We start from the raw sequence: 26,452 nt of genomic DNA on the forward strand, positions 1-26,452 counted from the left end.
CATTTTCCTTCAATCAGAACTTCCCAAACTGTATCAGTGATCTTTATCGCTTTCGAAAGCAAAGCCAGAATATTTGATGTTAAGTTAATAAAGAAAAATTTTTTAATGAACATTTTATTTAAGAGGTGAAGGGAATGAAAAAGTATTTACTCGAGTTTTTCGGGTTTAAAGACATTATCGTGCTGATGATTTCGCTTGTTCTTGCGACTGCGATGGCGGTCGCATATGCGAAAGACGGGAAGACGCTTATTTTTTGGTTGTTCGGAGTAGCACTTTTTCTTATTAACGAATATTTGACTCATCGTTTTATCTTCCATATGAAACCGCCGAAACATCCTTTTTTTCTACGTTTGTTAAAACGTTTGCACTATGATCATCACGTTGATCCGGACGATTTGAAGTTGTTGTTTTTGCCCATTTGGTATAGCCTGCCGCAAATGATTATGATCAGTGCTATTGTCTTCTTCGTTTTTGGCGATCTTTCTTTTGCATTCGCCATGTATGCAGGATTAAGCAGCGGTTTATTATACTATGAATGGACGCATTTCGTTGCCCATCGGCCTATTAAACCGATTACAAGGTGGGGAAAATGGATGAAAAAGGTGCATATTTGGCACCATTTCAAAAACGAAGGCTATTGGTTCGGAGTGTCCAATCCTTCCATGGACTATTTGATGGGAACGTTTAAAGATGAAAAAGATGTTCCACGAAGCGAGAATGCAAGGAACCTATTAAAAAATATGGAATAATAGAAAAGCTAAGCATCAGTGATTGAGGACATTGTGGTGGGCGGCATGGAGATGGCACAGAAAGCCTCTTGTTGAACATTCAGAGAGAGGCGTTTTTATGGTAAGATAAAGGTTATAAATCAGATGTTTGTCACATATTGAGCGATCAAGAAAGGAAAAAGCGTATGAACTCGACAAACAAACGAATTTGGTGGGGGCTTGTTTTTTTATGGTGCGGACTGATTTATTACTTCACGGAGTCCCCATTGTTTACGGGAGAACAAACAGCAAACGTCATCAAAGCGATTTTTCACTATTTCGGAATTGAAACGAGCCGTCCGGTGAGCGACGGTTTTTTCTCATGGAATTATATCGTGCGGAAATCCGCTCATCTTTCTGTGTTTGGAACGCTTGCGTTTTTCGCATGGAAGGCGATTCATCCTCATCGGTTTGAGTGGGTAGGAGCATGGCTGTTTGCGCTCGCATGCGCTATTTTCGATGAATGGCATCAGTCGTTTCAGCCAGGGCGAACTGCCCTTTTTTCGGACGTTGTCATTGATGCGGCGGGGGCGTTTTTAGTGCTTCTCTTTGTTTGGATGCGTGAGCGGGCAAAACGAATAACATGAAACAAGGGATGACTCAACATCGCTTAAAGGCAATGTTGAATCATCCCTTTTATCGATCGGCTGGAAAGAGAATCCCCGTCTGTTTCCGTGCTTGTTCGATGATTTCGATCGTTGTGAGCGAATGAGCATGCGAATTGATGGCTGACTCTCGTTTTCCGTTTTGAATGAGTTCGATGAATTCTTTTGCTTCGTAATACATTGGATGATGGGTTTGCGCTTCGGTAATGTCTTCCGTTCGACCGTCGCGATAGCGGATTTCAACTTTTTGCGGCGTATGAATCGCATCAATGATGATGCTTCCCTCTTCTCCTTGAATTTCTGAAGGGATGTATGAATTTGTGATTTTTGAGTACATGATGACCGCATCCATTTCGCCATAGTCAAGAACGATGCTTCCTTCGCCGTCGACGCCCGATTCCAACAAGACGCTATTGGCTTTAAGAGATTTTGGTTTTCCGAATAAAACGACCATCGGATACAAGCAGTAAACGCCAAGGTCCATTAAGGAACCGCTTGAAAAAGTAGGGTTGAAGGCATTTAAGACGATGCCTTGCTTGTATGCATCATAGCGCGATGAATATTGGCAATAGCTTGCGAAATAACGCCGGATTTTTCCGATTTTATGCAGATGTTTGCGAATCGCTTGGAAGTTTGGCAACAGCGTCGTTTTCATCGCTTCCATTAAGACGACATTGTTTTTTCGGGCTGCTTCGATCATCGCTTGCACTTCTTTTGTATTGGAAGCCATCGGCTTTTCGCATAAGACGTGCTTGCCGTGATTCATAAGCAAAATGGCCTGTTCAGCATGTAAAGAGTTCGGGCTGGCGATGTAAACCGCATCAATTTCCTCGCATTTGGCCATCTCTTCTAAACTTGTAAAGGTGAGCGGAGCGCCGACTTTCGCCGCAAATTCTTTCGCTTTTTCTTCGGTTCGCGAATAGACGGCTCTTAAGGCAAAGCCAGGTACTTCTTTCGCTGCTTTAATAAACTCCTCGGTAATCCAGTTCGTTCCGATTGTGGCGAATCGAATCATGGTGCTCTCTCCTTTTCAGTCGAAATGAGTTGTTTTCGATTAACGGAATGTGATCGATTTCAATATCTCGTTTGTTTCCTCAAGGTCAAAGTATTCAGGATCAAACTCTCCGCCGTACCATTCGATCAATTCATTTCGCTCCTCATCGTTTGGATCGTTTCTTTCTAGCGTTTCAATCATCCGCATGTATCCATGTACACCGCCGATATCTTCAGGCGGGCAGGCTCGTTTTCCTTTTAAGCAAATCGGATGAGGGAAAGGTTCTGTTGTTTCCTCGATTTTTTCTAGGGTAATGGCGTGAACCCAATGATCGCCAAAGTCGTACGTATACGTGAATGTTTGTCCTTCTTCTGTCAAAAGTTGTTCCAGTTTTACTTTGCGGGCATGATATCTTTCTTGCCATCTGCCATAAGGAAGTTCATACTCCTCATCTGGGACATCGATCAAAATATTGTCGACTTCGAACTCATACAAATGGTAATCCATCCAGCCCATGGCGGCTTGAATGACTTTGTGAAATTGGGCAAAGGTGATATGGCTTGGAACAACGACGCGGCGCCAAATCGGCGGGCGAATGTCTTTTAAGGCAATTTTAAATTGATATAACGTTTTCTTCTTTTGTCCGCGTTTGGTTTTCTTTTTTTCAGCAATGATGCTAGCTAAGTAGTCTTTGTTGACGATTTCGTCCAATGGCTGTTTGTACTCTGCCGGCAACTGTTTGTAGGCGTTTGATTGCTGAATGGCTTCTACGATATGGGTTAACAACTCGTCCGTTTTCAACGTGAACTCCTCCAATAGATTTGAGGTTTAGCTTTATTATACATGGAATCACTAGTTTTTTCCATGATCGGAGGGGTGGTTTTGGTAGGCTACAAGCAGGAGTGTATAATCGTTTCTCTTTAATATTAATTGGTGAGGAAAGTAGTCATTAACATACTTTTTGCCACATATTCCGGTACAAGATTTGTATGATGATCCGAATCTTTATGCGTTACTATAAAGTTAGATATATATGATAAGCTTAATTTTCCGACATAAACAAGCTTTTCTGCCACTTCCCCGAACGAAAACGCCATCAGACAAATGAATTTGTCTGTCATGCGTTTTACGTTCGGAATCGGCATGCTTCTAGCATGCCGGGGCGGCAAGATTTTTCTTGCCGCCTATGGCAGAAAAGCGGTCTTCTATTCATGATGAGATATGTCGGAAACTCAACTTGAATCTACATAGATGAGAGGGTTTACAAAAAAATACACCGAGGGGGAGAATGAGTTAACAGCCGGAGATATTCGTAATGCCGATGGAATTATTATTGAAGCTGGCAAACAAGTAGACAATCGGCCATTAGCGATGATTTAGAAGAAATCGACCATATAGAAGAGGAATTTACATTTGAGCACACGAAATATTTTCTGTTAGTGAGCGTTCTTTCTGGCGAAGGGGAGTTTTGTACGGAGAACGCTTCGTAAGATCATTTGATTGTTCCTCATCAATTCGGATGCTTTACGGTAAAAAAGTATTGCCTAAAAACCGATCGTGGAAATGGGGTGATTTCATTGTATTTAGGTGCAATTGAAGCAGGCGGTACGAAGTTTGTATGTGCTGTGGGCGGAGAGAACGGTGAAGTGTATGAGCGAGTGACTTTCGCGACAAAAAATCCAAGCGAAACAATGGAAGAAGTGGTTCAATTTTTTAAATCGCACAAGTTAAAAGCAATTGGGATCGGTTCGTTCGGCCCGGTCGATTTGGATCGAACAAGTCCAACGTATGGTTATATCACAAGTACGCCGAAGCTGAATTGGTCCAACTTTCCTTTTGTTGAAGAAATCAAAAAACATTTTAATGTCCCGATTGGATTTGATACCGATGTAAATGCTGCGGCTTTAGGAGAATTATTGTGGGGAGCAGCAAAAGGAGAAACTGGTTGCATTTATATGACAGTCGGAACAGGAATCGGTGTTGGGGCTGTTATTGAAGGCGAACTGTTGCATGGGTTATCTCATCCGGAAATGGGGCATATTTTGATTCGCCGCCATCCAGATGATCCGTTTGCCGGAAGCTGCCCTTTTCATCAAGATTGTTTAGAAGGGTTGGCATCAGGTCCTGCCATTGAAAAACGCTGGGGGAAAAAGGGGGCAGAGCTGGCGGATCGTCCGGAGGTTTGGGAGTTAGAAGCTTTTTATTTAGCTCAAGCGGTTGCGAATTATATTTTAATTTTGTCGCCTCGAAAGGTGATTTTAGGGGGCGGTGTGATGAAACAGCCTCAACTTTTGCCGCTTGTCCGTCAAAAGGTAGTCCATTTACTCAATGGGTACGTGCAGCACGAAGCGATTTTACATCGCATCGATGAATATATCGTTTCTCCTGGATTGGGAGACAATGCGGGAATTTGCGGTGCCCTTGCTTTAGCGAAACGAGCGATGGAACAGTAAAATATAAAATAGAGGCTGACTCAACAAGTGATCAAAGGGACAAAAATGAAAAGGGAGCAGCGTGCGCTCCCTTTATCGTTTTTCTATTGCTTTTTTCAACAAGGCACTGCGTTTCTTGTTCATACGCTTTGTGAAATTCTTTCGCGTAGCTTGAGTTAAACCAACTCAATTCCTTCTAAAATCATGCTGGCATAGAAGCCGCTAATATGATGAAGCGCTTCAAGGACGGCTTTCGGATCAGCGTCAAAGAAATCTGTCATCATCGGTTGGTTTTGTTCGTGAATGAAGGCGAAAATGAAATCGGTTTTGATGCGATTGCTTAACAGCACCGGACAGTAGCTGAGTTGCAGTTTTTGTTTAAATGCTTGCTTGTCTTCATCGCCTCCGAAATGCTTCCGGTATGCTTCGCGAATGTTCGGAAGCTGCGCATCAATTTTTTGATGCGCGTCTGTGAGCCATGCTTGCACCGCTTCCGCAGGCGGAAATTGTTTGTTCGTTAAAATGAGTTCAAATATTTTTTGCAAGGCGAAGCTTGATTCTGTCGCAAAAGCAACGTTGGTGAGCAACAGTTCGATATATTCCTCTTCCGTTTTTGTCTCCATGCGCATTTTCATCAAAATTTCAAGCACTTCCGAATGGACTTTCGTCTTTGTCCAATCTTTCGTTAATTGCTGAATCAGTGCCATGACGACTTTATTCACTTCTTCTTTTGTAAATCCCATCATCAAGCAATCCTTTCTTTACGAATTTCCTCTTTTTAGTTTAGCAGTCATTCAAAAAAGAAGAAATAGCAAACAAAATCTTTACAATCATAAGACGAGAGGATGTCCTTTTGGATATCCTCTTCTTTTTTGGAAAAATCAATTGAATGAGAGAAAGAAATAAATTAAGCTATTTACTCGGAGGGATTGGGATGATAAAAATGAGAGGAGTTTGTCTCATTATTGTCCCTTTCTTTCTGTTTCTGTTTTGGAGAATCGAGCATGTGCCTGTTTATGCCGAGCAGATAAACGATCATTCCCTTCATCGCTTATTTCGTCCTTTGGCATATGAAACGATATCGGGATTGGACAACTCAGCGTTTGTTCCGGTTTTGATGTATCATCATTTTTCAAAAAATGTCAAAGCATCGACAGTCGTTCATCCGTATCGCTTTTATGAACAGATGAAAGCATTAAAGGAAAACGGGTATGAAACGATTACAGAACGTGATTTAATCGGGTTTATGAAAGGAAAAAAACGTCTTCCAAAAAAGCCGGTATTAATTACGATCGATGATGGATACTACAGTAACTATCAATATGCTTTCCCGATTTTAGCCTCGCTAAAAATGAAAGCAACCATTTATTTAGTGGTTGGCGATATTTTAGACAAGCGAAAAAACGATCACCCCCTTCCGCGATTAACATGGGCGGAGGTCAAAGCGATGTATCGTTCAGGCTTCATTGACTTTCAAAGCCATACGTTTGCGATGCATCGAAAGGGTGTAACGAAAAAAGGATTGATCGCAGCTCCCATATGGATGAACGGAAAAATGGAAACAAAAGAACAGTATGAACGAAGAGTTTTAAACGATTTGCTTCGTTCGAAAGCGGTCATTGAGCAAAAGCTCGGAAACAAGGTGATTTCTTTTTGTTATCCGTTTGGCAGCTTTAGCAAACATTCGGAACAGCTCGTGAAAAAAGCGGGATTTCAACTTTCGTTAACGACGAAACCGGGGGCCAATGCGATCGGAGACGGTCCTTTTTTATTGAAGAGAATCAATGTTGACAATACGGATACAGGCGACAAACTGATTCGAAAAATTGAAAAGTATAAACGGCTGGAACGGATGCGCCATTCCATTTTTTACTCATTCAGAAAGGGCGTATAAAGAGGAGGACATCTTTTTTAAGCGTCCTCGATGTCCAGCCTCAAACTAGCATCTTCGTTTCGCTTTTCTGTCGAAATGCACCGAAATTTGTCACTCGCCAAGGGCCGTTTTCGGTTTTTCTTATTTATTGCCCTTTTTTCCTATGATATGATTAAGGTTGTGAGTCTCAAAAAAAGGAGCGTTCAGCATGTTAGAAGATCGTGTCGAAATATTAGGAGTTCCTTTTGTTTGTGCAACGATGAACGAAATGGTCGAAATCGTTCACGAGCACGTGAAAAAAGAAGAAAAGTGTTTTATTGTGACAGCAAATCCTGAGATTGTGATGAAAGCGAATCAAGAAAAAGAATATATGGAGATCATTCGACATGCCGATTACGTGACGGCGGATGGAATCGGCATCGTCAAAGCGGCTCAATGGTTAAAAAAACCACTGCCTGAACGGGTAGCAGGATACGATATGATGATTCGTTTCCTCGAGCTCTCGAATCAACACGCATATAAAGTGTATTTGCTCGGGGCGAAGGAAGAAGTGTTGCAAGAAGCGGTTCGCCGCATTCGCAAGCAATATCCGAATGTCGATCTTGTCGGAGCGCGCAACGGTTATTTTCAATGGGAAGATTCGACGATTATCGACGAAATTAAAGAAAAACAGCCGGATTTCATTTTTGTCGCATTAGGAATGGGGCGGCAGGAAAAATGGATTGCTGAGCATATGCCGCATGTGCAAAAAGGCGTGTTCATGGGAGTAGGAGGAAGCTTTGACGTTTTAGCCGGAGCGTTGAAGCGAGCGCCGGAAGCATGGATTCGTCTTCATTTAGAGTGGCTTTACCGCTTGCTGCAGCAGCCATCGAGAGCAAAAAGAATGATGGCGCTGCCAAAATTCGTGTTGAAGGTATGGAGAGAGAAGGTTGCGAAAGGAAAATGAAAAACCAAACATTTATTAAAGGGACATTTATTTTAACGATTGCAACGTTTGTGTCGAAAGTGTTAGGAAGCATTTTTCGCATTCCGTTGCAAAATATCGCCGGGGATGCGGTGCTAGGCATTTTTAGCCTTGTTTATCCTCTCTACATGGTCGCGCTCATTTTGTCTGTGGCGGGGATTCCCATCGCCATTTCCAAACTGATTTCGGAAGCGAGAGCGCAAAACAATGCGGAAGAAATTGAGCGCATTTTCCGAACGGCTAGCTTGCTGGCGTTATCGTTTGGCTTTTTAAGCTTCGTGGTTTTATTTGGCGCCGCTCGTCCCATTGCTGAATGGTTAGGGGGAGAGCAAACGCGCTTGTCGATCATGATCGTGTCGACGACGTTGCTCATTTCTCCTTATATGGCTGTCTATCGCGGCTTTTTCCAAGGATATGAGGATATGCGCCCGACTGCCGTTTCACAAGTCATTGAACAGTTTGTGCGCGTCGTCTTGATTTTAGCGATCGCTTATTATATGGTCGGCCATCACTATGCGGATGATCTCATTGCAGGTGGAGTGATGCTCGGCTCGCCGCTCGGCGCGTTGGCTTCTCTTGTTTATTTACGCTTTTTATACGTTCGCTTTGTCAAAAAGGAGAAGAGCAAAACCGACTACCGCCTTCAAACGTTTTGGGAGACGGGCAAAACCATTTTGTCCATTTCCATTCCGATTGCGATCGGCGCGTTATCCATGGCTCTTTTTAACTTAGTCGATTCCGTCTCCGTGCCGCTTGCATTGAAGTGGGGCGATGGGGAAAATGTCAACTATTTGTTCGGGTTGTACAGCCGAGGAACATCGCTCGTTCAAATTGCTACGGTCTTTTCATCGTCGATCGTGCTGCCGCTGATTCCGCTTTTAAGCAAACATTTAGCGAATCACGATGAACAGAGCGCGCGCGAAGTGATTGAACAGTCGTATGAATGGAATCATTTTATTTCTTGGCCGATTGCTTTCGGCGCGGCGGCGCTCACGGTGCCGATCAATATTGCGTTGTTTACAAATGCGGAAGGAAGCGTCGTGATGGCGATTGTGTTGTTTAGCTCTGGATTCACCTCGCTTGCGCTATTAAGCACCGGCATTTTGCAAGGAATGAATGAGTCCAAAAAGGCAGCCGCGTTTATTTTAGTGGGATGCGCTGTGAAGTTTGCGATGAACGTTTTACTTGTTTCTTTATACGGCATTATGGGAGCGGCGATTTCGACGCTGCTTGTTTATGCGCTCTTATTCATATTAAACACTTACTCGATTCGAAAAAGCGTATTCTTTTCTTTGCGCATGCGATCCGTAGCGACTCTTGCCTTTTGCGCGACAGTGATGGCCCTTGTCATCGCATGTCCGCTTGCCTTCGTGCACGCTCAACAATGGGGGCGTTTCGCTTCATTGATGTATGTAGCAGCAGCAACGTTGATCGGTGCAGGCGTATATGTTGGCTTAGCGTTATGGCTCGGCGCTGTCAACATGGACAAGTTCCGGTCGATGGTTCGTAAAAAATTATGAGGAAAGGATGGCCAAAGATGAAAAAGTGGATTTGGCTTGCAATCGCCATCACGCTCGTATGGACGGCGTCAGCGATTTATTCCCGCCATGAAGCCGAGTGGAAGAATCGTTCGTATGAAATCATGATGCCTTATGACCAAATTCAAGAGGCAGTGCAATCATCTGCGGAAGAAGACGAGCTTCTCGCTCGATTGAAAAAAGCCGGGCTTACTTCGATCAGCATTGAGGCAGAAACATTGCATTCGTTAGAAAAAGCGGGCGTGGTATTTACGTTCGAAAGGGATGAACTTTTAAAAAGTTTAATCATTGCCGACGAATCGTTTTCGATGCCGGATCTTCCGAGTGAAGGATTGTTCATTTATATTCATGACACGAGCTTTCCTGTGCGCCAAGCGCTCGAACAAGTTTTTGGCGAGCAGCTAAGCACGATGAAAATCGGAAAACGAACGTACTATTTTGTAGAAGGAAATCCAAGAAAGTTAAACGATATTCCATTAGGTTACAACGAACAAGTGATTGATCGTTTAACGGATCAAGGGTTTCAAGTTGTTTTGCGCCTTCCGGATGCTCGTTATATGACGGAAACGAATGAGTTTGTGCTTGAACAAATTACGTCGTTAAAAGGAGAACGTGTTAATAAGCTATTGCCGACAGGGGAAGAGATCGCTGGCTTTCCAAACGAATTGCAAAAGTGGGGCGAGCGTTGGAAAGAGGCAGGGTATGCGCTATTGTCCATTGAGTTTACGAATATGAAAGGATTTGTAACCGTAGCGAAGGCGATGGATGCGCAAGTCGTTCGCTTGCATAGTCTCAATCTGGAAAGAAGAGATCCTGCTGAAGCGGTGGACGTAGCGATACGGGCCGTAAAGGAACGCAACATTCGCGCCATTTTCTTGCGAATGGATTCATCGAAGGCTCCAGATAAAAGAATCAATATGGCTGTGAACGTGATCGAAAATATCGTGAAACAGATGCCTTCGCATTATGAGGCAGGAGCATCGCACCCATTTGCACCGATTCACCAATCATTGGCGACAAAAGCGATGGTCGTGCTCGGCGCTTCGTTGTTCCTCTTTCTCGCAACGGCGCAATTATTGCCGCGTTTGGTTGCTTATGCGGCGTTTGCCGGCAGCTTCGTGCTCGGTGTGCTTTCCATGTTCACTTCCATTTCGCTATTTGAGCAATTGCTGGCGCTGGGGGTTGGAGTGTTAACGCCTGTTTATGCGGCCATTCCTTCTTCTCCTATTCGCCGGACGAAAGATATTGTATGGACGTACATGCGCAGCATCGGAATTTCGTTTGTCGGCATTTGGTGGATTGTCTCGCTTCTATATGGCAACGAGTATTTGGCTTACATCGGGGAAGGATTTCGCGGGGTCAAGCTTGTTTATGTCGTCCCGATTCTCTTTGTGGCAGCCTATGTGCTGTGGCCGTATATTTCAAAAAATCCGCTCGCTTTTGCGAAAAAGCAATTGCGGGAGCCGGTGAAATATTGGCATCTTCTCGTCTTTGCGGTCGGAGGAGCCGTCTTTTTATACTACATTAGCAGAACCGGAAACGTCGGGGCAGCGTCGCCATTGGAGTTAGCCTTTAGACAAAAGCTTGAAGAATGGTTATACGTCCGTCCGCGAACGAAAGAGTTTTTACTTGGATTTCCGGTTTACGTATTCGCTTTATATTTGCTAAAAGAAAACATGAAAAAGGCTTCCTTCTTATTGGTGATTGGGGTCATTGGCTGGTTGTCGATTGTCAACACATTCACGCATCTTCATATTCCGTTGTACGTTTCGTTCATCCGTACGTTGTATAGCTTAATATTAGGCGCCATCATTGGCAGCATCATGATCGGCATGTATCGCATCTTCTTAAAGAAAAGAGGGATGGCGTGATGCGTCTCGTCATATCAGGATATTACGGCTTTCATAACGTTGGAGATGAAGCGATTTTATATTCGATCATTCAAGCGTTGCGTCAACAACAACCGGATATTGACATTGTGGTTCTATCGAACGACCCAACGTTTACAAAGAAAGCGTACGGCGTTGAGGCCGTCAACCGTTGGAGCCTAAAAGAAATCATTCGTGCGCTTCGCGAAAGCGACGGGCTCATTAGCGGCGGAGGGAGTTTGCTTCAAGATAAAACAGGCTGGCGCAGCATCCCGTATTATACAGGGGTCATGCAGTTGGCGAAGCGATTAGGAAAGCCTGTGATGGTGTATGCGCAAGGAATCGGGCCGGTTGAACAAATCCAAAATAAATGGCTTGTGAAAAACACGATGAATAAAGTGGATCTCATCACGGTGCGCGATGAGGAGTCTAAGCAATTGTTGGAGTCGCTGAACGTTGACAAAACGATTAAAGTGGTTCCGGATCCGGTGATGGGCCTTTCCGTTACTTCTTTGCAAAGCGAGTGGTGGTCGAGCCAGTCGTTTCAAAAGCCGGTCGTTGCCGTTTCCGTGCGCGAATGGCCTTGTGAACACGACTTTAAAAGAAAAATTGCGCTTGCGCTTGATCGCTGCGTGGAAGAAGGCTACGAAGTCGTGTTTGTGCCGATGCATGGAAAACATGACGAGGAAACGTCGAAACAAGTGGCCGCGATGATGGAGAAGAAAGCATGGATTGCCCCTTATGATGCATCGATTGAAGAAAAAATTGCGATCATCGCTCAAGCAACGGTTCTGGTCGGCATGCGTCTTCACTCGCTCATTTTTGCAAGCATTACGAACACGCCGTTTATTGCCCTTTCGTATGATCCAAAAATTGATGCGTTTGCGAAGCAAGCGCAGCAGCTTGTGTTTGCACATGTGGAAGATGAAAAGTGGGATGGGCTTGCCCTTTTCGATGAGGTAAGAAAGCGCGTCGAACAACATGAACAGTATCAAGCGCAGCTGATGGATGCGGTCCGTCCGCTAAAGGAGACCGCGCGTGAAACAGCTGCTGAAGCGATTGCTCTTTTTAAAAAATAAGATTTAGGTCTGGCGGCCTAAATCTTATTTTTTTTCTATAATTTTGCAAAATAATCTGATAAAATAGAAAACAATACATACATCTTGTTTTCGTAAGGAGCGTGTTCGGTTTGAAGGGGTTTTTTCGATGGGGGAAGAAGCTGTTAGACCGGCTTCCTTTCAGCAAAAAGTTCGTTTTATTGTTAAGTATTTTTATCGTGGCTTTAGCGACGATCGGCCTGTTTTATGTACGCATGCTTTCCGAAAAAGAAAATTTTGTTGAAAAAGAAAAAAACGGTTTAGCGTATACGGATGGTTTGCTGGATTTAATGTATGGATTGCAAAAGCATCGAGAATACACGATCGTATATTTAGCAGGTGACTCTTCCGTGAAAGGGAATGTTGAAGAAGCGCAAAAAATGGTTCAACAATCGTTCAAAAACGTGGAGCGCATCCATGCTGAATATAAAGAATATTTTGGTATTGACAAACAGTGGAAAAGTGTTCTTGATGATTGGCAAGAAATCGAGAAAGAGTGGTCAACGTTTACCGTAAGTGAAACGATTAGACGGCATCATGAAATCATTTACAATGTATCAAAAATGTTGACGACGCTGGCCGATCGTTCCAATTTGGCGCTCGATGACGACATCGATAACCATTATTTAGCGCAGCTTGTGGTTGAACGAATTCCGAATGTGACCGAAACGATTGGGGAGACACAAGCGTTTGCGTCTGATTTGACGCAAAGCAAACAACTGTATGACATTCAACGCGCGCAGTTAACGTATTGGACGAATGCGCTCGATACGTCCATTCAGGCGCTCAGCCGCGCAACGGCTCCTCTTTTTCTTGAGCAAAAATCGCTGCGCGACAAAATTCAACAATATCAAGATATTGCGACAACGGACATGATGGGAATCGCAAGTACGCTTCAGCGCGAGTTTTTGCAGGCAGGGACGATCGTGATCACACCGAAACAGCTGTACGAAAAAACGAACGGCGCACACGAGCAGCTGCATAAGCTAGCCGCATTTTCGAGAGATCTATTGAATGAACGCATCAGCCAAACGCATGCGTCCATTTTAGCGGAAAAATGGTTGATGATCACCGGGATTAGTTTGGTGTCCGCCCTTGTCATTTATTTATTCGTCGCTTTTTATGTATCGGTGCGCGAACAAATCGTTGAAACCGAACGAGTGACGAACGAAGCCGCGAATGGAAATTTAACGGTGCAAATGAGTATCACCTCCAACGATGAATTTGCCCATATTGCGAAATCGTTCAATACGTTGATTGCTTCTTTTGGATCCATCATTTCCGCCAATCAAAAGCTGATCGGTGATGTATCGGCTTCCGCTGATGAATTGACATCCATTACCGAAGAAGCTACACAGGCGATGGAACAAATGGCGGCGACGATGGAAGAGGTGGCAGCGGGAGCAAGCAAACAGCGGGATGGAGCGAAACAAAATGCGGAAGCGGTTCGCTCGCTTGCGGCGGATACGAACTACATTTTAACGCGGGCGCAGCAAGTAACCGATGCGGCCGAGGTAATGACGGATGAGGCGACAAAAGGGGCAACGTCGATGGAAGAGATGATTCAACAAATGAAGACAATGAATGAACTTGTCGTTCAGTCAAGCAAATGGATTCAAGCGCTTCATCAGCGCTCGAATGATATTGAGCAGATGGCAAAAATGATTACGGCCATTGCGGAGCAAACCAACTTGCTTGCGTTAAATGCGGCCATTGAAGCGGCGCGAGCGGGAGAGCATGGCAGGGGATTTGCGGTTGTTGCCGATGAGGTGCGCAAGCTGGCGGAACAATCATCGGTTTCGGCGCAACAAATTCGCGAGTTGCTTCAAGAGGTGCAAACGGATACGGCGCAATCGGTGACGGCGATGGAACGCGTGCTGCATGAAGCGGAAAAAGGAGTGGCGCTTGCGAATGACACGGACGAAACGTTTGCCCGCATTCGTCATGCTACGAACGATGTGACGATGCAAATGAATGAGGTAGCGGCAAAAATCGCCGTGATGACGACGGCGTTTGATGAACTGGCAACGACGATGAAAGAAACGGAAGCGATTGCGGAAGAGGCGGAGCGACAGACGCAAACGGCTGCGGCGGCGCATGAACAATTGCTTTCGGCTGTTCAGGAAATTGCGGCAAGTGTGCAATCGCTCAACGATCAAGCGCAACATTTGGCTGAAAAAGGAAAGCGATTCACAGTTTAAAGATCTCGACATGGTTCGAGATCTTTTTTTGATCAATATTGTTAATTGTTAGAATTTTTAGTATAATAAAAACATCGATTCGGTTGAAAGGAGGGGGCTGGGGTGGTGGAACGACTCGATGAATATGTGGTGATTGGCGAAACAGCTGCATTAGTTCCGAAGTATAATGAGGTTGGAAAGCTTTGCACAACGGTCTATGAGCTGTATAACACGTACTTTGTCGAGAAATCGCCTAAAGAAATTATCCAACATAGTTGCCGTTATTATGGGAGTACATACGAGGGGAAAGTGGAAGCGGCAAAGCACATTCTTGGCATTCGGCAAATGGTGCCTGTCTCGGTTTGTGAAGCGCTCCGTTTATATTTCTTCCCGACATGCTCTCCAGATAACGAAAGCTGCATCTGGTTTGCACAATCCCATATCCATCAAGTGCAATCTTTTCAGAAAAAGAAAGCAAAAGTCATTTTAAAAAACAAAAAAGAAATTATTGTCGATGTTCAAAAAGGAACGATCGAATCAAAAATGTACAAAACGGCGATGCTTTTTCTTATTTTAGAACAACGATTAACATGATGCATAATAATTAAAAATTATGTATAATATTGCGAAAAAGCATTTGCGTAAAAGCAAATGCTTTTTTGTAAATTTCATAGGAAAGAAGGACCTTTATGCGTACGTTGCGCGGTCATCATTTGTTGTGTGTTCACGGCTTTCGCGGCATGGGGTATAGCGAAGCGTTCGTCGCGAAAATGAAGGAGATTGTCGCCGATATTCGCGATGCGCGCAAAGATTTTCCGATTCGTGTCATCGCCGCGCTCGATGATGCTTGCTTCGCGTGCCCGCATCACGGAAAAGAAACGTGTGAAGCAGATGAAGAATCGAACGATCATGTCCTTTCAATGGATCGCCGTGTCCTTCAGCATTTAGGGCTTAAGGAAAACGGCATTTACATGAAATCAGAGCTGATCGAGCGGACGGTCAAAAGCGTTCAACCGCAAGACTTAGACATCCTCTGTCAAGGATGCTCATGGCTTTCTTACGGCGTTTGCAAAGAAGGAATCGCCAAGTTAAAAAATTTTTCTGACAATGATTCGTAAAATTGTGCTATTATAGAAAAAATCATAGATTAAAAGAAAGGGTTATCGAGGATGAAAGTAGCAAAATTCGGGGGAAGTTCGGTCGCGAATGCAGAACAGTTTCGCAAAGTCGCAAACATCGTTACAGCTGATCCAGAGCGGAAATTTGTTGTCGTTTCCGCACCGGGAAAGCGATTTAAAGAAGATACGAAAATGACAGATTTACTTATTTTGCTGGCGAAAAAAGTGATTGAAGAAGATGTGTATGAAGGGGTGTTAGCGCAAGTCGTCGCTCGTTATGATGAAATCGTCACCGACCTTGGATTGCCGCGTGATATTTTAGACGTGATCTCCTCAAACCTTCAGCAAATCATTGATACATATGCTGATCAGCCAGAGCGGTTGATGGATGCGCTGAAAGCAAGCGGCGAGGATAACAACGCGAAATTGATGGCTCATTATTTGCGTCATCTCGGGCATGAAGCGCATTATGTCAATCCGAAAGACGCGGGAATTTTCGTTACGGATGAGCCGGGAAATGCGCAAATTTTGCCGCAATCGTATGAGCAGATTGCCAAATTAAAAGAACGAAGCGGAATTTTAGTCATTCCAGGCTTTTTTGGCTATTCGCTTTCTGGTCATGTCGTGACGTTCCCGCGCGGCGGCTCCGACATTACCGGTTCGATTATCGCCGCGGGAGTGCACGCAACCTTATATGAAAACTTTACGGATGTCGATTCCATTTATTGTGTCAATCCTTCGATTGTAGAAAATCCGTGCCAGTTGCGAGAACTGACGTATCGCGAAATGCGCGAGCTGTCGTATGCAGGTTTTTCTGTTTTCCATGACGAAGCGTTGCAGCCTGTCTATAAGCTGGGAATTCCGGTTTGCGTCAAAAATACGAACAATCCAGACGCACCGGGCACGTTTATTGTTGCGACGCGCGATCATCGCCATCAGCCAGTGGCGGGCATCGCGAGCGATACAGGCTTTTGCAGCATCAACATCAGCAAATATTTGATGAACCGCGAGATTGGCTTCGGCCGCCGCCTCTTGCAAATTTTAGAAGATGAAGGCATTTCCTATGAACATACGCCGTCAGGAATTGACAACATGTCCGTCATTTTGCGCGAAGAGCAGCTCGCAGGCGATGTCGAGCGCCGCGTATTAGAACGCATCGAAAAAGAGCTGCAAGTCGATGAGGTTTCCATTGAACGCGATTTAGCGCTGATCATGGTCGTTGGCGAAGGAATGGAACGAAGCGTCGGAATTGCGGCAAAAGCAACGGCTGCGTTTGCGCGCGCCAATATCAACATCGAAATGATCAACCAAGGATCTTCCGAAGTCAGCATGATGTTTGGTGTCAAAGCGGATGCGGTCGAACGGGCCGTTCGGGCGTTATATGAAGTATACTTTTAAAAAAGTGGGCTTTCGAATAAGAAAGTCCGCTTTTTTTGTATAAAAATTGGAATTTAATCAGAAAATAACCATTGCATCCACTTATGTATGATGGAGGAAATAAAAGATGAGAGTGTTATTATTGGCGGCGTTGGTGTATATGCTTGGAACTAATCCTGTGCAGGCGGAGATTTCAGATGAGAGGTTGCGCCACTATTTAACGGAAATTGGTTGGACGATGGAAGATTTGCAGCGTCATTTAGCGAAATGGGGAAAACAGGTGAGCGATTTTTCGTCGCTGGAAGCGCTGCAAAAACAGCTTGGCACCCCGATTACTCCCGAACGGCTTGAGTCGGTGTTTCAACGTTACAAGATGGATCGGGAAGAAGTGGAAGCGTTGCTTGGACAGTTTGGAGAGACGGTTCAAGACTATACCTTTATCGAGGATTTAGATTTTGCTTTATCTTTTTATCTGGATCGTTATGAAACGATGCAGGCGATGAGCGATTTATTGTCTACGGTCGGTATGACGGAAACGGAGATTCGTAAGTTGTTTGATCGGGCAGCGTCTTTTCAGCAAACGGACATCATGGAACAGCTTGAACGCATCGATGCTCGCTTAGAATCGTTTCTGTTACGCAATGATGTAACAGCATTAACAGAAGAAGACAAGAAGCAGCTATGGTCCCTTTGGAACGATTTTTTAACCATTTATGACGTGAATGCGCGTTTTTACCTCGTCAACGATCAAGGGAGTACGCCGATTTCCTACGAGCAGCTAAAAGCTCTCTCAACGTTAGGAGGGCAAGATCTCGCGATTGAATTATATGATCAAAAACAGGAACTGGTTGCTGATTTGTATGTACCAAATGAAGTGATGACATCGAGCATCGTGTTTGATGCGAGCGAACAGTTGGCACACGTGGGGAAAATGGCGTTGGATATGGAGAAAGGAATGCTTTATGCGCGCATGCCCAACACGGCTTCCTCCTACGGAATGGGGGCGCTCATTGGCTTGTTGTTTGTCATGCTCGGCATTGTTTTATATCGAATGCGAATGGCGAGGGGAATGTAAGTGCGGAGACGGTTCATGGCGGTTTTCTTCATCGCGGCTGGCGCTCTTCTTTTCATCACGAATGCGTCGGCATGGTGGCAAGGATATTCAGCCGCGGTTCCGCTTGATCAGCATGACCAGTTGCCAAAGCCGAAGCGAACGGCTGCGATCGGTGAACCGATCGGGACGCTTCTGATTCCGAAGTTGAATCTCGCCCTTCCCATTTTTCATGGGACGGAGGAAGAACAGCTAAAAAAAGGGGTTGGGCATGATGTGCGGAGCGCCCTTCCCGGTGAGCGAAACAACGTCGTTTTATCAGGGCATCGTGATACGGTTTTTCAACAGTTGGGAAAAGTAGGTGTCGATGATGTGCTGATCGTTGCGACAGCTACAGACACGTTTACGTATCAAGTGCGCAACGTGCGTATTGTCGATGCGGATGATCGAACGGTCATCGTGCCAAAGCCGCGTGCGACGTTAACCGTGACGACATGCTATCCGTTTCATTTTATCGGCAACGCGCCGAAGCGTTACGTGCTTGTGGCAGAATTAATAAGAGGCTGATGAATCAGCCTCTTATTGCTTGGAGTTGATGTTTAAACTCTTTTAATAACGTTTCGCCCTGGAATCCGCGTTCAACCAAATCTTCAAGGATGATTTCGGCAAGGTTCGTTCGATTGCGAAGAAGCAACGCATCGATCAGCACGCTAATTCGCTCATCCATGACGGTAATCGAGCGAACGGTCGCGATCATGCGGGCAGGGTCGTTGCTTTTGTTGGAAATAACGACTTGTAGCTGAATTTCTTGCCCGTTTTTCTGAAAAGTTGAAAATCGATCGAGATAGGAGCGGTCGATGTACGCTTCGACTAACCAGCGATTTTTTCCATCTTCTTTGTTGATAATTAAGCCATCGATTAGTGGAATGTCTTCTCGTTTTTTTTCTTGGTTGATGAGCGCCAGCCCGACGAGTTTAAACGTTTTCAAAGGATTCACCTCGGCTCACATTGATCTTATCCACAATTATACCATAGCTTATCCGCTTCACAAAAAAGATTGAAGTATGAATTTTCAATTTTCCACCTTATTCTCATCAAAAATGGGGTAAAAATGAACAAAAAGTGGAAGAAATGAGCGTGAAAATTGAAAAATGTCGATTTTACGACGTTTTCTTTTTTCGTTATGATGGGAACAAGGAGGTGGGAAACATGTAGAATTGTTGAATTGTGCATCGTTGCAAGACATTTGATTCCCCTAAATTTTTCCTTCCAACAAGATTCCTCAATAAAAAGTGGTCCTTCTGCTCCCTCACGTTTGCCAACCGATGTGTTCGGTTGGTTCTTTTTTATTTTTTAGAAAAAAATTATTCAAACGCGCGCAATAGTTCTTGAATCGTGGTGATGACAATCGTTTCGATTCGTTTGCGTTTTTTCGCCGGCAACGATTGCAATACATATAAGCTTCTAGCAAGCTTTGGATTTTGTTTTAAATAACGGATCACTTCAAGCAGTTCTTCGTCGATGTCATCGGTTCCATATGTGCGTTGGATCTCATGCAATATTTCTTTTGTTACATGGTTCCTGCCAAGCAAAAAATCGATGCTGACGTTAAACAAGTTGCTGATCTCTTCAATGGATTTAATATCAGGAAGTTGATCGCCGTTTTCCCATTTGCTGATTTGTGAGCGTGATACGTTTAATTTTTGCGCTAATTGCTCTTGCGTCCAATTTCGCTCCTTTCGCAGCCACTTTAACCGATCTCCTAATTGTTTCATGGTTATCTTCCACCATCTTATTTGTTACTTTAAACATAATATATATAAGATATGGAAGCGTGAGTTTTTGTTCATATTCGACACAATCACCTAAAATGTTCAAATAAAGAACAAAAATGTCATTTCCATTTGTCGAAAAAAGTTGCTGAAAAAGGTATTAAATGTAAAAATATACAAGTGATTATTCATGAAATGGGGGATGAATTTGGATATTTATTTTTTCGATTTCATCGTTCATGCAAAGGAAAGGGGGAAAAAGTGTGAGAACACATACCAAATCTTAATTAAAGAAAGATCGAATCCGTTTTTTAAATCGTGGCGTACGATTATGCCCGTCCGTTTTTGTGACTCCCTTCAATTTATCTCTCCTGAGCCGACAAGGCGAACCGAAAAAGACTGCAGTGAATATCGCACCATTACATGTTATGAACATGAAGAGCTGATCTTGTTATTTAAAACGATGGATCAGCGAACGATGGTTGCCGTATTTTTGCATCTATCGACAAACACCATCGATATTTTTCTTCATCGTTGGAGTGACCTCGACCAAAAATATCTTCGCATCTCTGCCGATCACTTAACCGCCGCTGAAGAACGATCCGTCCAACACATTCTTCGCTCGTTTTACATCCGTTCAGGCAAGCAAATTTCCTATTTTTTATTGTAGAAGCAAGCCGCTTGTGCTTGCTTTTTTATTTTTGCGAAATCGAAAGTACTCTTTTATATAGGTGTCCAATAAATTATGTTATGATGGTAAACATAAGGAGAGGTGCAAAAGATGAACGTGAGGAAAGCGATTATCCCCGCTGCAGGATTAGGAACTCGTTTTTTGCCAGCCACGAAAGCGCAGCCGAAAGAAATGCTGCCGATCGTTGATAAACCGACGATTCAATATATTGTGGAAGAAGCCGTTGCTTCAGGCATTGAAGATATTTTGATTATTAGCGGCCGCGGCAAACGGGCGATTGAAGATCATTTTGATAAATCGTATGAGTTAGAAGAAACGCTCGCGCGAAGAGGGGAATGGGAGCGGCTTGCGGAAATTCAAGCGATTTCAAGCATGGCAAACATTCATTACATCCGTCAAAAAGAGCCGAAAGGATTAGGGGATGCGATTTACTGTGCGCGCAGTTTTATTGGTGATGAGCCGTTTGCGGTCATGCTTGGCGATGACATCGTTCAGGCCGATGAACCTTGTTTGCGGCAGCTCATTGATCGGTTTCATGAATACCGTTGCCCGATTATTGGCGTACAGCAAGTAGCGGATGAAGAGGTATCGAAGTACGGCATCGTGGAACCGATGGATGAAGCCGTTTCGGGCGATGTGTTTCGCATTCGCGATCTGATCGAAAAACCGTCTGTCGCTGAGGCGCCGTCGAACTATGCGATTATGGGGCGCTATATTTTAACGCCGAATATTTTTGATGTTCTTGCTGACTTGCCGCCGGGGGCGGGCGGAGAAATTCAGCTGACCGATGCGCTGCGAAAGTTGGCAAAGACGGAACAAATCATGGCGTATTATTTTGTTGGAAAACGGTATGATGTCGGCAATATGTTCGGGTTTCTCCAAGCGACGCTTGAGTTTGCGCTGCAGCGCGAAGATTTGCGTCCCGATTTGTTAACCTATTTGCAGTCATTACTTGCTAGGGAACGAGAAGATTGAAGGGAGATCAGGCGATGAACATTGCAATCGCTGGAACAGGATATGTCGGACTTGTGACGGGCGTATGTTTAGCCCATATTGGACACCACGTCACATGCGTCGATAAGGACAAAGAAAAAATAGCGAAAATGTCACAAGGCATTTCCCCGATTTATGAACCCGGGTTAGAAGAGTTAATGAAAGAAAATATGGATGCCAAACGCCTTCATTTTACAGCGAATCCGAAAGAAGCGTACGCGAATGCGAACGTCATTTACATTGCGGTCGGTACGCCAGAGCGCGAAGATGGATCGGCTGATTTGCAGTATGTGGAAGATGCCGCCCGCGAAATTGCCCGTTCGATTGCGAACGATGTCATTGTCGTTACCAAAAGCACGGTACCGGTTGGAACGAATGAACGGATTAAACACATTATAGAGATGGAAAAACCGCCATATGTTCGCGTCGATATCGTTTCAAATCCTGAATTTTTGCGTGAAGGATCGGCTATTTATGATACGTTTCATGGCGATCGCATCGTCATTGGGGCAGAAAATGAAGAAGCGGCGAATGTCATCGCCAAAATTAACGAACCGTTTGGCATTCCGATTATCAAGACCGATTTGCGCAGCGCGGAGATGATCAAATATGCCGCTAACGCCTTTTTAGCGACCAAAATTAGCTTCATTAATGAGATTGCGAACATCTGCGAGAAAGTCGGCGCCAACATTGACGATGTCGCCTACGGCATCGGCCAAGACCATCGCATCGGTCCGCACTTTTTGCGGGCGGGAATCGGTTATGGCGGCTCTTGTTTTCCGAAAGATACAAAAGCGCTCGTCCAATTGTCAGGAAATGTCGATCATCCGTTTGAATTGCTCCAGTCAGTCATTAAAGTGAACAACCGCCAACGAGTGATTTTGTATGAAAAAGCGAAGCAAGTATGCGGCAGTTTGTACGGGAAAAAAGCGGCGGTGCTCGGTCTGGCGTTTAAACCGAACACGGACGATATGCGCGAAGCCCCATCGCTCGCCATCATCGAACGGCTGTTAGCGGATGGGGTTCGCGTGACCGCTTATGATCCTGTTGCGACAGAGAAGGCGAAAGCGCTGCTTGGAGACCGCATCGATTACGCTTCCTCTCCAGAAGAAGCGCTCGCTGGAGCGGATCTGGCTTTTATCGTGACCGAGTGGAAGCAAATCGTTGAACTTCCGTTGTCTGTTTTTGCCCAACAAATGGCGACCCCGCTTATTTTTGACGGACGAAATTGTTATGCGCTTGATGAGGCGGAAAAGCACGGCTTGCAGTACGTATCGATCGGGCGGAGAGCGGTCGGACAAATTTTGAACAATCATTATTCATTTTGTCAATGAAAAATTTATACCAAAACATTAAAAATATGTTTGTGAATCATACAAAGTGATGTTAAAATATAACTGTAATACTATTTCCTTCTGTTAATGATAGAGAGCGGTTGGTGGCCAGAGGCAGGAGAAAGGGCTGATTCGTTGGAATCAGCCCTTTCTCTTTTTTCTTTCTGAAATAGATGAAATAGAGTGTCCCCGATGTCTAACCTCAAACTAGCATCCTCCTCCGTTCCGCTTTCTCCGTCGAAATGAAAACATTTCTTCGTCGAAAGCTACTACTTTCGGCGGATGCTTCCTTGGCATTTGCCAAGGACCGTTTTCGGTTTTTCTCATTGTTGCGGCGGATAAGCGCGCCATTGACTTAAATCGATGTTTTCTTTCAAAAGAAGCGATTTCGGGAAAATAAACGTCCACGGTTTGCTTGTGTTTGCTTTCACTTCTAAGTTCAGGGTAAAGCCGCCGCGGGCAACGACTTCCTTGCTTGCATCTTCGACGACGAGCGGCAATTGTTCAATTTGAATGTTTTTGTTGCTGCCGTTGCGAATAAGCATCGTCACCACTAAATTTCCTTCCGCATTAAGCGCCGCCTGCAAGCCCATAAAGTTGATTTCGCCTGGCTTTGGCGGCTTCAGTGTGCGAACAAGCTGTTCGAGCTTTTCTTTATCCGCTTCCGCAAGACTTTTTTCCCAACTTTCTTCTAAATCTAGGGAATGTGGTTTGCGCAGTTCAAACGCTAATTTCCAGCCGGTTGTCGGCACTTCTCGTGCGATCATATCGCTTTCGTTAAAAACGAAGCGCCACGGACGGCTGCTTCGCGGCGGAAGCTCGCCAAGCTCGCTCAAATCGAACGTTTTTCTGCCAAGCATTTCCCCGTTCGGACCGATGAGAAGCAACGTTGTTTCTTCAAAGCGAATCGCTTTTTCTAAGCTGTTACGGACGAATGCCGTGACGACATAGCGGTCGTTCTCTTTCTTTAGCTCAATGCCTGAGAGCGAAATTTGGTTCGGCTTTAACGGTGGAAGTTCATTGTTTAAAAATTGATAATAATATTTTTGTTCGACGCTCACTTGCATAAGCGGATGAAGCGATAATTCCGTTTTGACTTCGCTTTCGCTTTGTTCGTTTTGTTCGCTTTGTTCATTGAGCAATTCGGAGGCGTGGACGGTACTGTCCTCGCCTTGTTTTTTTCTTTTAAAAAATGGAAACATCAATCGTTACCCCTTCCATTAAAGTTGTGCTAACAAAGAAGCAAGCTGACGGCAAGCATCTTTTTCTAACTTGTGATACATGACCGTAAATAGCTCTAGTCCTTCTTTGGCGTATTGGCGCATCGGGTCTTCTTGTCCGTAATAGCGCAAACCAATTCCTTCTTTTAACAGCTCCATCGCTTCTAAATGTTTGGTCCAATGATAATCGATAAGCGAAAGAAGGGCGCGTTTAAGTGACCATTGCACGGTTTCATTTTCGTGTAATTCTTTCGCCCGCTCAATGTAACGTTCAATCGCTTCCATGATGACCGCTTCGATTTCTTCTTTTTCCGTCATTCCGTTCGTCAGTTCAATCGTTTCATTCGTTACCGCCTGAACGGTTTCCACAAGACGAGCGATGTCCCATTCTTCAGGAAGAAGTTCCTCCGAGCAAACGAGCGCCACTTCGCGCTTCATAAATGACGGAAGCATTGCAAGCACAAGCTCAAGCGGTTTGTCTGTTTCTAACACGCGATTTCGCAGCGTATAAATCGTGCGGCGCTGTTCGTTAAGCACGTCATCCAGCTTTAAGTTATATTCACGGATCGAGAAGTTGCTTCCTTCGCAAATCCGCTGGATGCGATCGACGAATTCGTGAATGTTTTTGTTTAACACTTCGCCTTCTTCATTCGTTCGGAGCGATTTTTTCAGCTTTTCTAACTCTTCTTTCGCAAAGCGGCGGAACATGTCATCTTCAAGCGAAATGAAAAATTGCGAACGGCCCGGGTCGCCTTGCCGTCCTGCCCGGCCTTTGAGCTGGTTGTCGATGCGGCGGCTTTCATGCCGCTCGGTGCCAAGAACGTACAATCCGCCAAGCTCTGCCACTCCTTCGCCGAGCATAATGTCAGTGCCGCGTCCCGCCATGTTTGTCGCAATCGTAATTTGTCCTTTTTGCCCCGCAAGCGCAATAAGCTGGGCTTCTTGTTCGATGCTTTTCGCGTTTAACAGCTGATATGGCAATCCTTCCGCATCTAAATATTTCGCCACTTTTTCTGACTGTAAAATGGATGTTGTACCGATGAGGATCGGCTGTCCTGTCGCATGGACGCGCTTAGCTTCTTTCGCGACGGCTTTATATTTCGCATCGATGGTCGCAAAGACGCGATCTGGAAAGTCTTGGCGGATGACCGGGCGGTTTGTCGGAATTTGGATGACATCCATGCCGTATAGCGTTTGAAACTCTTTTTCTTCCGTTTTCGCTGTGCCGGTCATGCCCGATAAAATCGGATAGAGGCGGAAATAGTTTTGAATCGTAATCGATGCTTGAATTTTATTTTCCTCTGTTAGCTCTAATCCTTCCTTCGCTTCGATCGCTTGATGCAAGCCGTTGCTCAAGCTGCGACCTTCCATCGGCCGTCCTGTAAACATATCGATCAGCAGCACTTTTCCATCTTTCACGATGTAGTCGACGTCGCGCGTAAACATGACGTGGGCGCGTAACGCTTGAATGACGTAATGGTAGAGCGTTTGGTGTTCGAGATCGTACAAATTGTCGATGCCGAACCCTTTTTCAATTTTTTCAATTCCTTGTTCCGTCAAGTTGACCGTTTTCGTTTCTTCATCATACTGATAATCTTCATCACGGACGAAATTTTTCACGATGCGGGCGCACAAATAGCTTAATTCCGAACTTACCCCGGTTTTGCCAGCGATGATGAGCGGCGTTTTCGCCTCGTCGATTAAGACGCTGTCAACTTCATCGATAATCGCAAAATGGAATGGGCGTTGCACGCGGTCGTTCACATCATACACCATATGATCGCGCAAATAGTCGAAGCCGAATTCATTGCCGACTCCGTATGTAATATCGGCCGCGTACGCTGCTTTTTTCTCCTCAGGCGACATTTGCGGCAGGTTAAGACCGACCGTTAAGCCTAAAAACTCATGAATTTGACCGATTAACTCGCGGTCGCGTTTCGCTAAATATTCGTTCACCGTAATGACGTGAACGCCTTTCCCTTCAAGCGCCCGCAAGTAGCTTGGCAGCGAAGCGACAAGCGTTTTTCCTTCGCCCGTTGCCATTTCCGCAATGTTTCCTTCGGCAAGGACAAGTCCGCCGATGAGCTGCACGTCAAAATGGCGCATGCCAAGCACGCGTTTCGACGCTTCGCGCACCGTCGCAAACGCCTCTGCTTGAATGTCGAATACCGTTTTTCCGTCTTCGAGCTGCTTTTTAAAATAAGCCGTTTTTGCACGTAATTCATCGTCTGATAGCTTTTCAAACTCTTTTTCTAACTCATTAATGCGAGCGACGATTTTATAGTAGTTTTTTAATCTTCGTTCGTCGCTATTGATTAGCTTTTTTATGTAAGACAACATATTTCTAGTCTCCTCCGAGCTTGTCGAATAGTCTCCTATACAGTATAACATTGTTCCTGTTTTGTTTCATCTTGACAGAAAATATTTCTTTACTTTCTTATCAAATGGATTATAATGTAAATAAATTAGAAAAATTTTTCAGTTTATGAAACTTTTTTTATTTTTTTACGTTTTAGTAGGTACATTCTCTTTTTTGGCGAAATAGTTAAAAAGAGAATGAGAAAAAAAGATTGGGGGA

The 26,452-nt window shown here is 44.7% G+C and carries 26 protein-coding genes; 18 read left to right on the forward strand and 8 right to left on the reverse strand.

Annotated elements, in window-relative coordinates; genetic code table 11:
• Positions 1 to 134: 134 nt before the first annotated feature.
• Positions 135 to 749 (forward strand): sterol desaturase family protein, encoded by a 615-nt coding sequence (locus EDD69_RS02610; protein WP_132947394.1) that lies wholly within the window; start codon positions 135 to 137, stop codon positions 747 to 749.
• 164 nt (positions 750 to 913) lie between these two features.
• Complete coding sequence (locus tag EDD69_RS02615) at positions 914 to 1,354, forward strand: VanZ family protein (RefSeq protein ID WP_132947395.1); 441 nt, start codon at positions 914 to 916, stop codon at positions 1,352 to 1,354.
• A gap of 49 nt (positions 1,355 to 1,403) precedes the next feature.
• Here EDD69_RS02615 and EDD69_RS02620 read toward each other — a convergent pair whose 3' ends face one another.
• From EDD69_RS02620 to EDD69_RS02630, 3 genes are all read right to left on the reverse strand, one after another.
• Complete coding sequence (locus EDD69_RS02620; RefSeq protein ID WP_132947396.1) at positions 1,404 to 2,387, reverse strand: Gfo/Idh/MocA family protein; 984 nt, start codon at positions 2,385 to 2,387, stop codon at positions 1,404 to 1,406.
• Positions 2,388 to 2,426: 39 nt separating this feature from the next.
• Positions 2,427 to 3,167, reverse strand: coding sequence for a plasmid pRiA4b ORF-3 family protein (locus tag EDD69_RS02625; protein ID WP_243643019.1), 741 nt, complete (start codon positions 3,165 to 3,167; stop codon positions 2,427 to 2,429).
• A 125-nt stretch (positions 3,168 to 3,292) separates the two neighbouring features.
• On the reverse strand, positions 3,293 to 3,535 hold the full coding sequence (locus EDD69_RS02630; protein ID WP_132947397.1) for a hypothetical protein: 243 nt from the start codon (positions 3,533 to 3,535) through the stop codon (positions 3,293 to 3,295).
• Between the two features lie 82 nt (positions 3,536 to 3,617).
• Here EDD69_RS02630 and EDD69_RS15645 point away from each other — a divergent pair, with 82 nt between their 5' ends.
• A complete protein-coding gene (locus EDD69_RS15645) occupies positions 3,618 to 3,746 on the forward strand; it encodes a hypothetical protein (protein ID WP_279388125.1) in 129 nt (42 codons plus the stop codon).
• Positions 3,747 to 3,943: 197 nt separating this feature from the next.
• Positions 3,944 to 4,819, forward strand: a complete 876-nt coding sequence (locus EDD69_RS02635; protein ID WP_132947398.1) for an ROK family protein — start codon at positions 3,944 to 3,946, stop codon at positions 4,817 to 4,819.
• A gap of 155 nt (positions 4,820 to 4,974) precedes the next feature.
• Here EDD69_RS02635 and EDD69_RS02640 read toward each other — a convergent pair whose 3' ends face one another.
• Positions 4,975 to 5,544: a hypothetical protein gene (locus tag EDD69_RS02640; RefSeq protein WP_132947399.1), complete on the reverse strand. Its 570-nt coding sequence runs from the start codon at positions 5,542 to 5,544 to the stop codon at positions 4,975 to 4,977.
• Between the two features lie 188 nt (positions 5,545 to 5,732).
• On the opposite strand from EDD69_RS02640, the gene EDD69_RS02645 reads away from it, so the two are divergent.
• The 11 genes from EDD69_RS02645 to EDD69_RS02695 all read left to right on the forward strand — a co-directional run bounded on the left by EDD69_RS02645 (position 5,733) and on the right by EDD69_RS02695 (position 18,431).
• On the forward strand, positions 5,733 to 6,692 hold the full coding sequence (locus EDD69_RS02645; RefSeq protein WP_165871707.1) for a polysaccharide deacetylase family protein: 960 nt from the start codon (positions 5,733 to 5,735) through the stop codon (positions 6,690 to 6,692).
• Between the two features lie 187 nt (positions 6,693 to 6,879).
• Positions 6,880 to 7,617, forward strand: a complete 738-nt coding sequence (locus EDD69_RS02650; protein WP_132947401.1) for a WecB/TagA/CpsF family glycosyltransferase — start codon at positions 6,880 to 6,882, stop codon at positions 7,615 to 7,617.
• Positions 7,614 to 9,155: a putative polysaccharide biosynthesis protein gene (locus EDD69_RS02655; RefSeq protein WP_132947402.1), complete on the forward strand. Its 1,542-nt coding sequence runs from the start codon at positions 7,614 to 7,616 to the stop codon at positions 9,153 to 9,155. Before EDD69_RS02650 ends, EDD69_RS02655 begins: the two co-directional genes overlap by 4 nt.
• Before the next feature lie 17 nt (positions 9,156 to 9,172).
• Complete coding sequence (locus tag EDD69_RS02660) at positions 9,173 to 11,044, forward strand: DUF5693 family protein (RefSeq protein ID WP_243643021.1); 1,872 nt, start codon at positions 9,173 to 9,175, stop codon at positions 11,042 to 11,044.
• Positions 11,044 to 12,120 carry a polysaccharide pyruvyl transferase CsaB gene (csaB, locus tag EDD69_RS02665; RefSeq protein WP_132947473.1) on the forward strand — a complete coding sequence of 359 codons (1,077 nt, stop codon included), beginning with the start codon at positions 11,044 to 11,046 and terminating at the stop codon, positions 12,118 to 12,120. The genes EDD69_RS02660 and csaB overlap by 1 nt, the downstream gene beginning before the upstream one ends.
• A 110-nt stretch (positions 12,121 to 12,230) precedes the next feature.
• On the forward strand, positions 12,231 to 14,339 hold the full coding sequence (locus EDD69_RS02670; protein WP_132947404.1) for a methyl-accepting chemotaxis protein: 2,109 nt from the start codon (positions 12,231 to 12,233) through the stop codon (positions 14,337 to 14,339).
• A gap of 102 nt (positions 14,340 to 14,441) precedes the next feature.
• Complete coding sequence (locus tag EDD69_RS02675) at positions 14,442 to 14,912, forward strand: competence protein ComK (protein WP_243643022.1); 471 nt, start codon at positions 14,442 to 14,444, stop codon at positions 14,910 to 14,912.
• 95 nt (positions 14,913 to 15,007) lie between these two features.
• A complete protein-coding gene (locus EDD69_RS02680) occupies positions 15,008 to 15,436 on the forward strand; it encodes a DUF1284 domain-containing protein (protein WP_132947405.1) in 429 nt (142 codons plus the stop codon).
• Positions 15,437 to 15,487: 51 nt separating this feature from the next.
• Entirely contained in the window at positions 15,488 to 16,834 is a 1,347-nt protein-coding gene (locus tag EDD69_RS02685) for an aspartate kinase (RefSeq protein WP_132947406.1), read from the forward strand.
• A gap of 106 nt (positions 16,835 to 16,940) precedes the next feature.
• Positions 16,941 to 17,888, forward strand: a complete 948-nt coding sequence (locus EDD69_RS02690; protein ID WP_132947407.1) for a processed acidic surface protein — start codon at positions 16,941 to 16,943, stop codon at positions 17,886 to 17,888.
• A 15-nt stretch (positions 17,889 to 17,903) separates the two neighbouring features.
• The gene (locus tag EDD69_RS02695; protein WP_132947475.1) at positions 17,904 to 18,431 is read left to right on the forward strand and encodes a class D sortase; all 528 of its coding nucleotides are present in this window, start codon (positions 17,904 to 17,906) and stop codon (positions 18,429 to 18,431) included.
• A gap of 4 nt (positions 18,432 to 18,435) precedes the next feature.
• On the opposite strand, the gene EDD69_RS02700 is transcribed toward EDD69_RS02695, so the two are convergent.
• On the reverse strand, positions 18,436 to 18,852 hold the full coding sequence (locus EDD69_RS02700; protein WP_132947408.1) for a YwpF-like family protein: 417 nt from the start codon (positions 18,850 to 18,852) through the stop codon (positions 18,436 to 18,438).
• Between the two features lie 376 nt (positions 18,853 to 19,228).
• Entirely contained in the window at positions 19,229 to 19,639 is a 411-nt protein-coding gene (locus EDD69_RS02705; RefSeq protein ID WP_132947409.1) for a helix-turn-helix domain-containing protein, read from the reverse strand.
• 205 nt (positions 19,640 to 19,844) lie between these two features.
• Between EDD69_RS02705 and EDD69_RS02710 the strand changes: the two genes are divergently transcribed.
• The 3 genes from EDD69_RS02710 (at position 19,845) to EDD69_RS02720 (ending at position 22,654) form a co-directional block, all read left to right on the forward strand.
• Positions 19,845 to 20,306: a hypothetical protein gene (locus tag EDD69_RS02710; RefSeq protein WP_132947410.1), complete on the forward strand. Its 462-nt coding sequence runs from the start codon at positions 19,845 to 19,847 to the stop codon at positions 20,304 to 20,306.
• Between the two features lie 111 nt (positions 20,307 to 20,417).
• Positions 20,418 to 21,302, forward strand: coding sequence for a UTP--glucose-1-phosphate uridylyltransferase GalU (galU, locus tag EDD69_RS02715; RefSeq protein ID WP_132947411.1), 885 nt, complete (start codon positions 20,418 to 20,420; stop codon positions 21,300 to 21,302).
• 14 nt (positions 21,303 to 21,316) lie between these two features.
• Positions 21,317 to 22,654: a UDP-glucose dehydrogenase family protein gene (locus tag EDD69_RS02720; protein WP_132947412.1), complete on the forward strand. Its 1,338-nt coding sequence runs from the start codon at positions 21,317 to 21,319 to the stop codon at positions 22,652 to 22,654.
• 323 nt (positions 22,655 to 22,977) lie between these two features.
• Here the strand turns inward: EDD69_RS02720 and EDD69_RS02725 are convergent, their stop codons facing one another.
• Positions 22,978 to 23,856, reverse strand: a complete 879-nt coding sequence (locus tag EDD69_RS02725; RefSeq protein ID WP_132947413.1) for an accessory Sec system S-layer assembly protein — start codon at positions 23,854 to 23,856, stop codon at positions 22,978 to 22,980.
• A gap of 18 nt (positions 23,857 to 23,874) precedes the next feature.
• Positions 23,875 to 26,214, reverse strand: coding sequence for an accessory Sec system translocase SecA2 (gene secA2 / locus EDD69_RS02730; protein WP_132947414.1), 2,340 nt, complete (start codon positions 26,212 to 26,214; stop codon positions 23,875 to 23,877).
• Between the last annotated feature and the right edge of the window lie 238 nt (positions 26,215 to 26,452).

The organism is Thermolongibacillus altinsuensis (assembly GCF_004341205.1).
GTDB classification, from domain to species: Bacteria; Bacillota; Bacilli; order Bacillales; family Anoxybacillaceae; genus Thermolongibacillus; species Thermolongibacillus altinsuensis.

Coding starts and splice junctions, on each gene's coding strand:
- EDD69_RS02610 (WP_132947394.1), top strand. CDS start 135: ATGAAAAAGTATTTACTCGAGTTTTTCGGGTTTAAAGACATTATCGTG.
- EDD69_RS02615 (WP_132947395.1), top strand. CDS start 914: ATGAACTCGACAAACAAACGAATTTGGTGGGGGCTTGTTTTTTTATGG.
- EDD69_RS02620 (WP_132947396.1), bottom strand. CDS start 2,387: ATGATTCGATTCGCCACAATCGGAACGAACTGGATTACCGAGGAGTTT.
- EDD69_RS15645 (WP_279388125.1), top strand. CDS start 3,618: ATGAGAGGGTTTACAAAAAAATACACCGAGGGGGAGAATGAGTTAACA.
- EDD69_RS02640 (WP_132947399.1), bottom strand. CDS start 5,544: ATGATGGGATTTACAAAAGAAGAAGTGAATAAAGTCGTCATGGCACTG.
- EDD69_RS02645 (WP_165871707.1), top strand. CDS start 5,733: ATGATAAAAATGAGAGGAGTTTGTCTCATTATTGTCCCTTTCTTTCTG.
- EDD69_RS02650 (WP_132947401.1), top strand. CDS start 6,880: ATGTTAGAAGATCGTGTCGAAATATTAGGAGTTCCTTTTGTTTGTGCA.
- EDD69_RS02655 (WP_132947402.1), top strand. CDS start 7,614: ATGAAAAACCAAACATTTATTAAAGGGACATTTATTTTAACGATTGCA.
- EDD69_RS02660 (WP_243643021.1), top strand. CDS start 9,173: ATGAAAAAGTGGATTTGGCTTGCAATCGCCATCACGCTCGTATGGACG.
- csaB (WP_132947473.1), top strand. CDS start 11,044: ATGCGTCTCGTCATATCAGGATATTACGGCTTTCATAACGTTGGAGAT.
- EDD69_RS02680 (WP_132947405.1), top strand. CDS start 15,008: ATGCGTACGTTGCGCGGTCATCATTTGTTGTGTGTTCACGGCTTTCGC.
- EDD69_RS02685 (WP_132947406.1), top strand. CDS start 15,488: ATGAAAGTAGCAAAATTCGGGGGAAGTTCGGTCGCGAATGCAGAACAG.
- EDD69_RS02690 (WP_132947407.1), top strand. CDS start 16,941: ATGAGAGTGTTATTATTGGCGGCGTTGGTGTATATGCTTGGAACTAAT.
- EDD69_RS02695 (WP_132947475.1), top strand. CDS start 17,904: ATGGCGGTTTTCTTCATCGCGGCTGGCGCTCTTCTTTTCATCACGAAT.
- EDD69_RS02705 (WP_132947409.1), bottom strand. CDS start 19,639: ATGAAACAATTAGGAGATCGGTTAAAGTGGCTGCGAAAGGAGCGAAAT.
- galU (WP_132947411.1), top strand. CDS start 20,418: ATGAACGTGAGGAAAGCGATTATCCCCGCTGCAGGATTAGGAACTCGT.
- EDD69_RS02720 (WP_132947412.1), top strand. CDS start 21,317: ATGAACATTGCAATCGCTGGAACAGGATATGTCGGACTTGTGACGGGC.
- EDD69_RS02725 (WP_132947413.1), bottom strand. CDS start 23,856: ATGTTTCCATTTTTTAAAAGAAAAAAACAAGGCGAGGACAGTACCGTC.
- secA2 (WP_132947414.1), bottom strand. CDS start 26,214: ATGTTGTCTTACATAAAAAAGCTAATCAATAGCGACGAACGAAGATTA.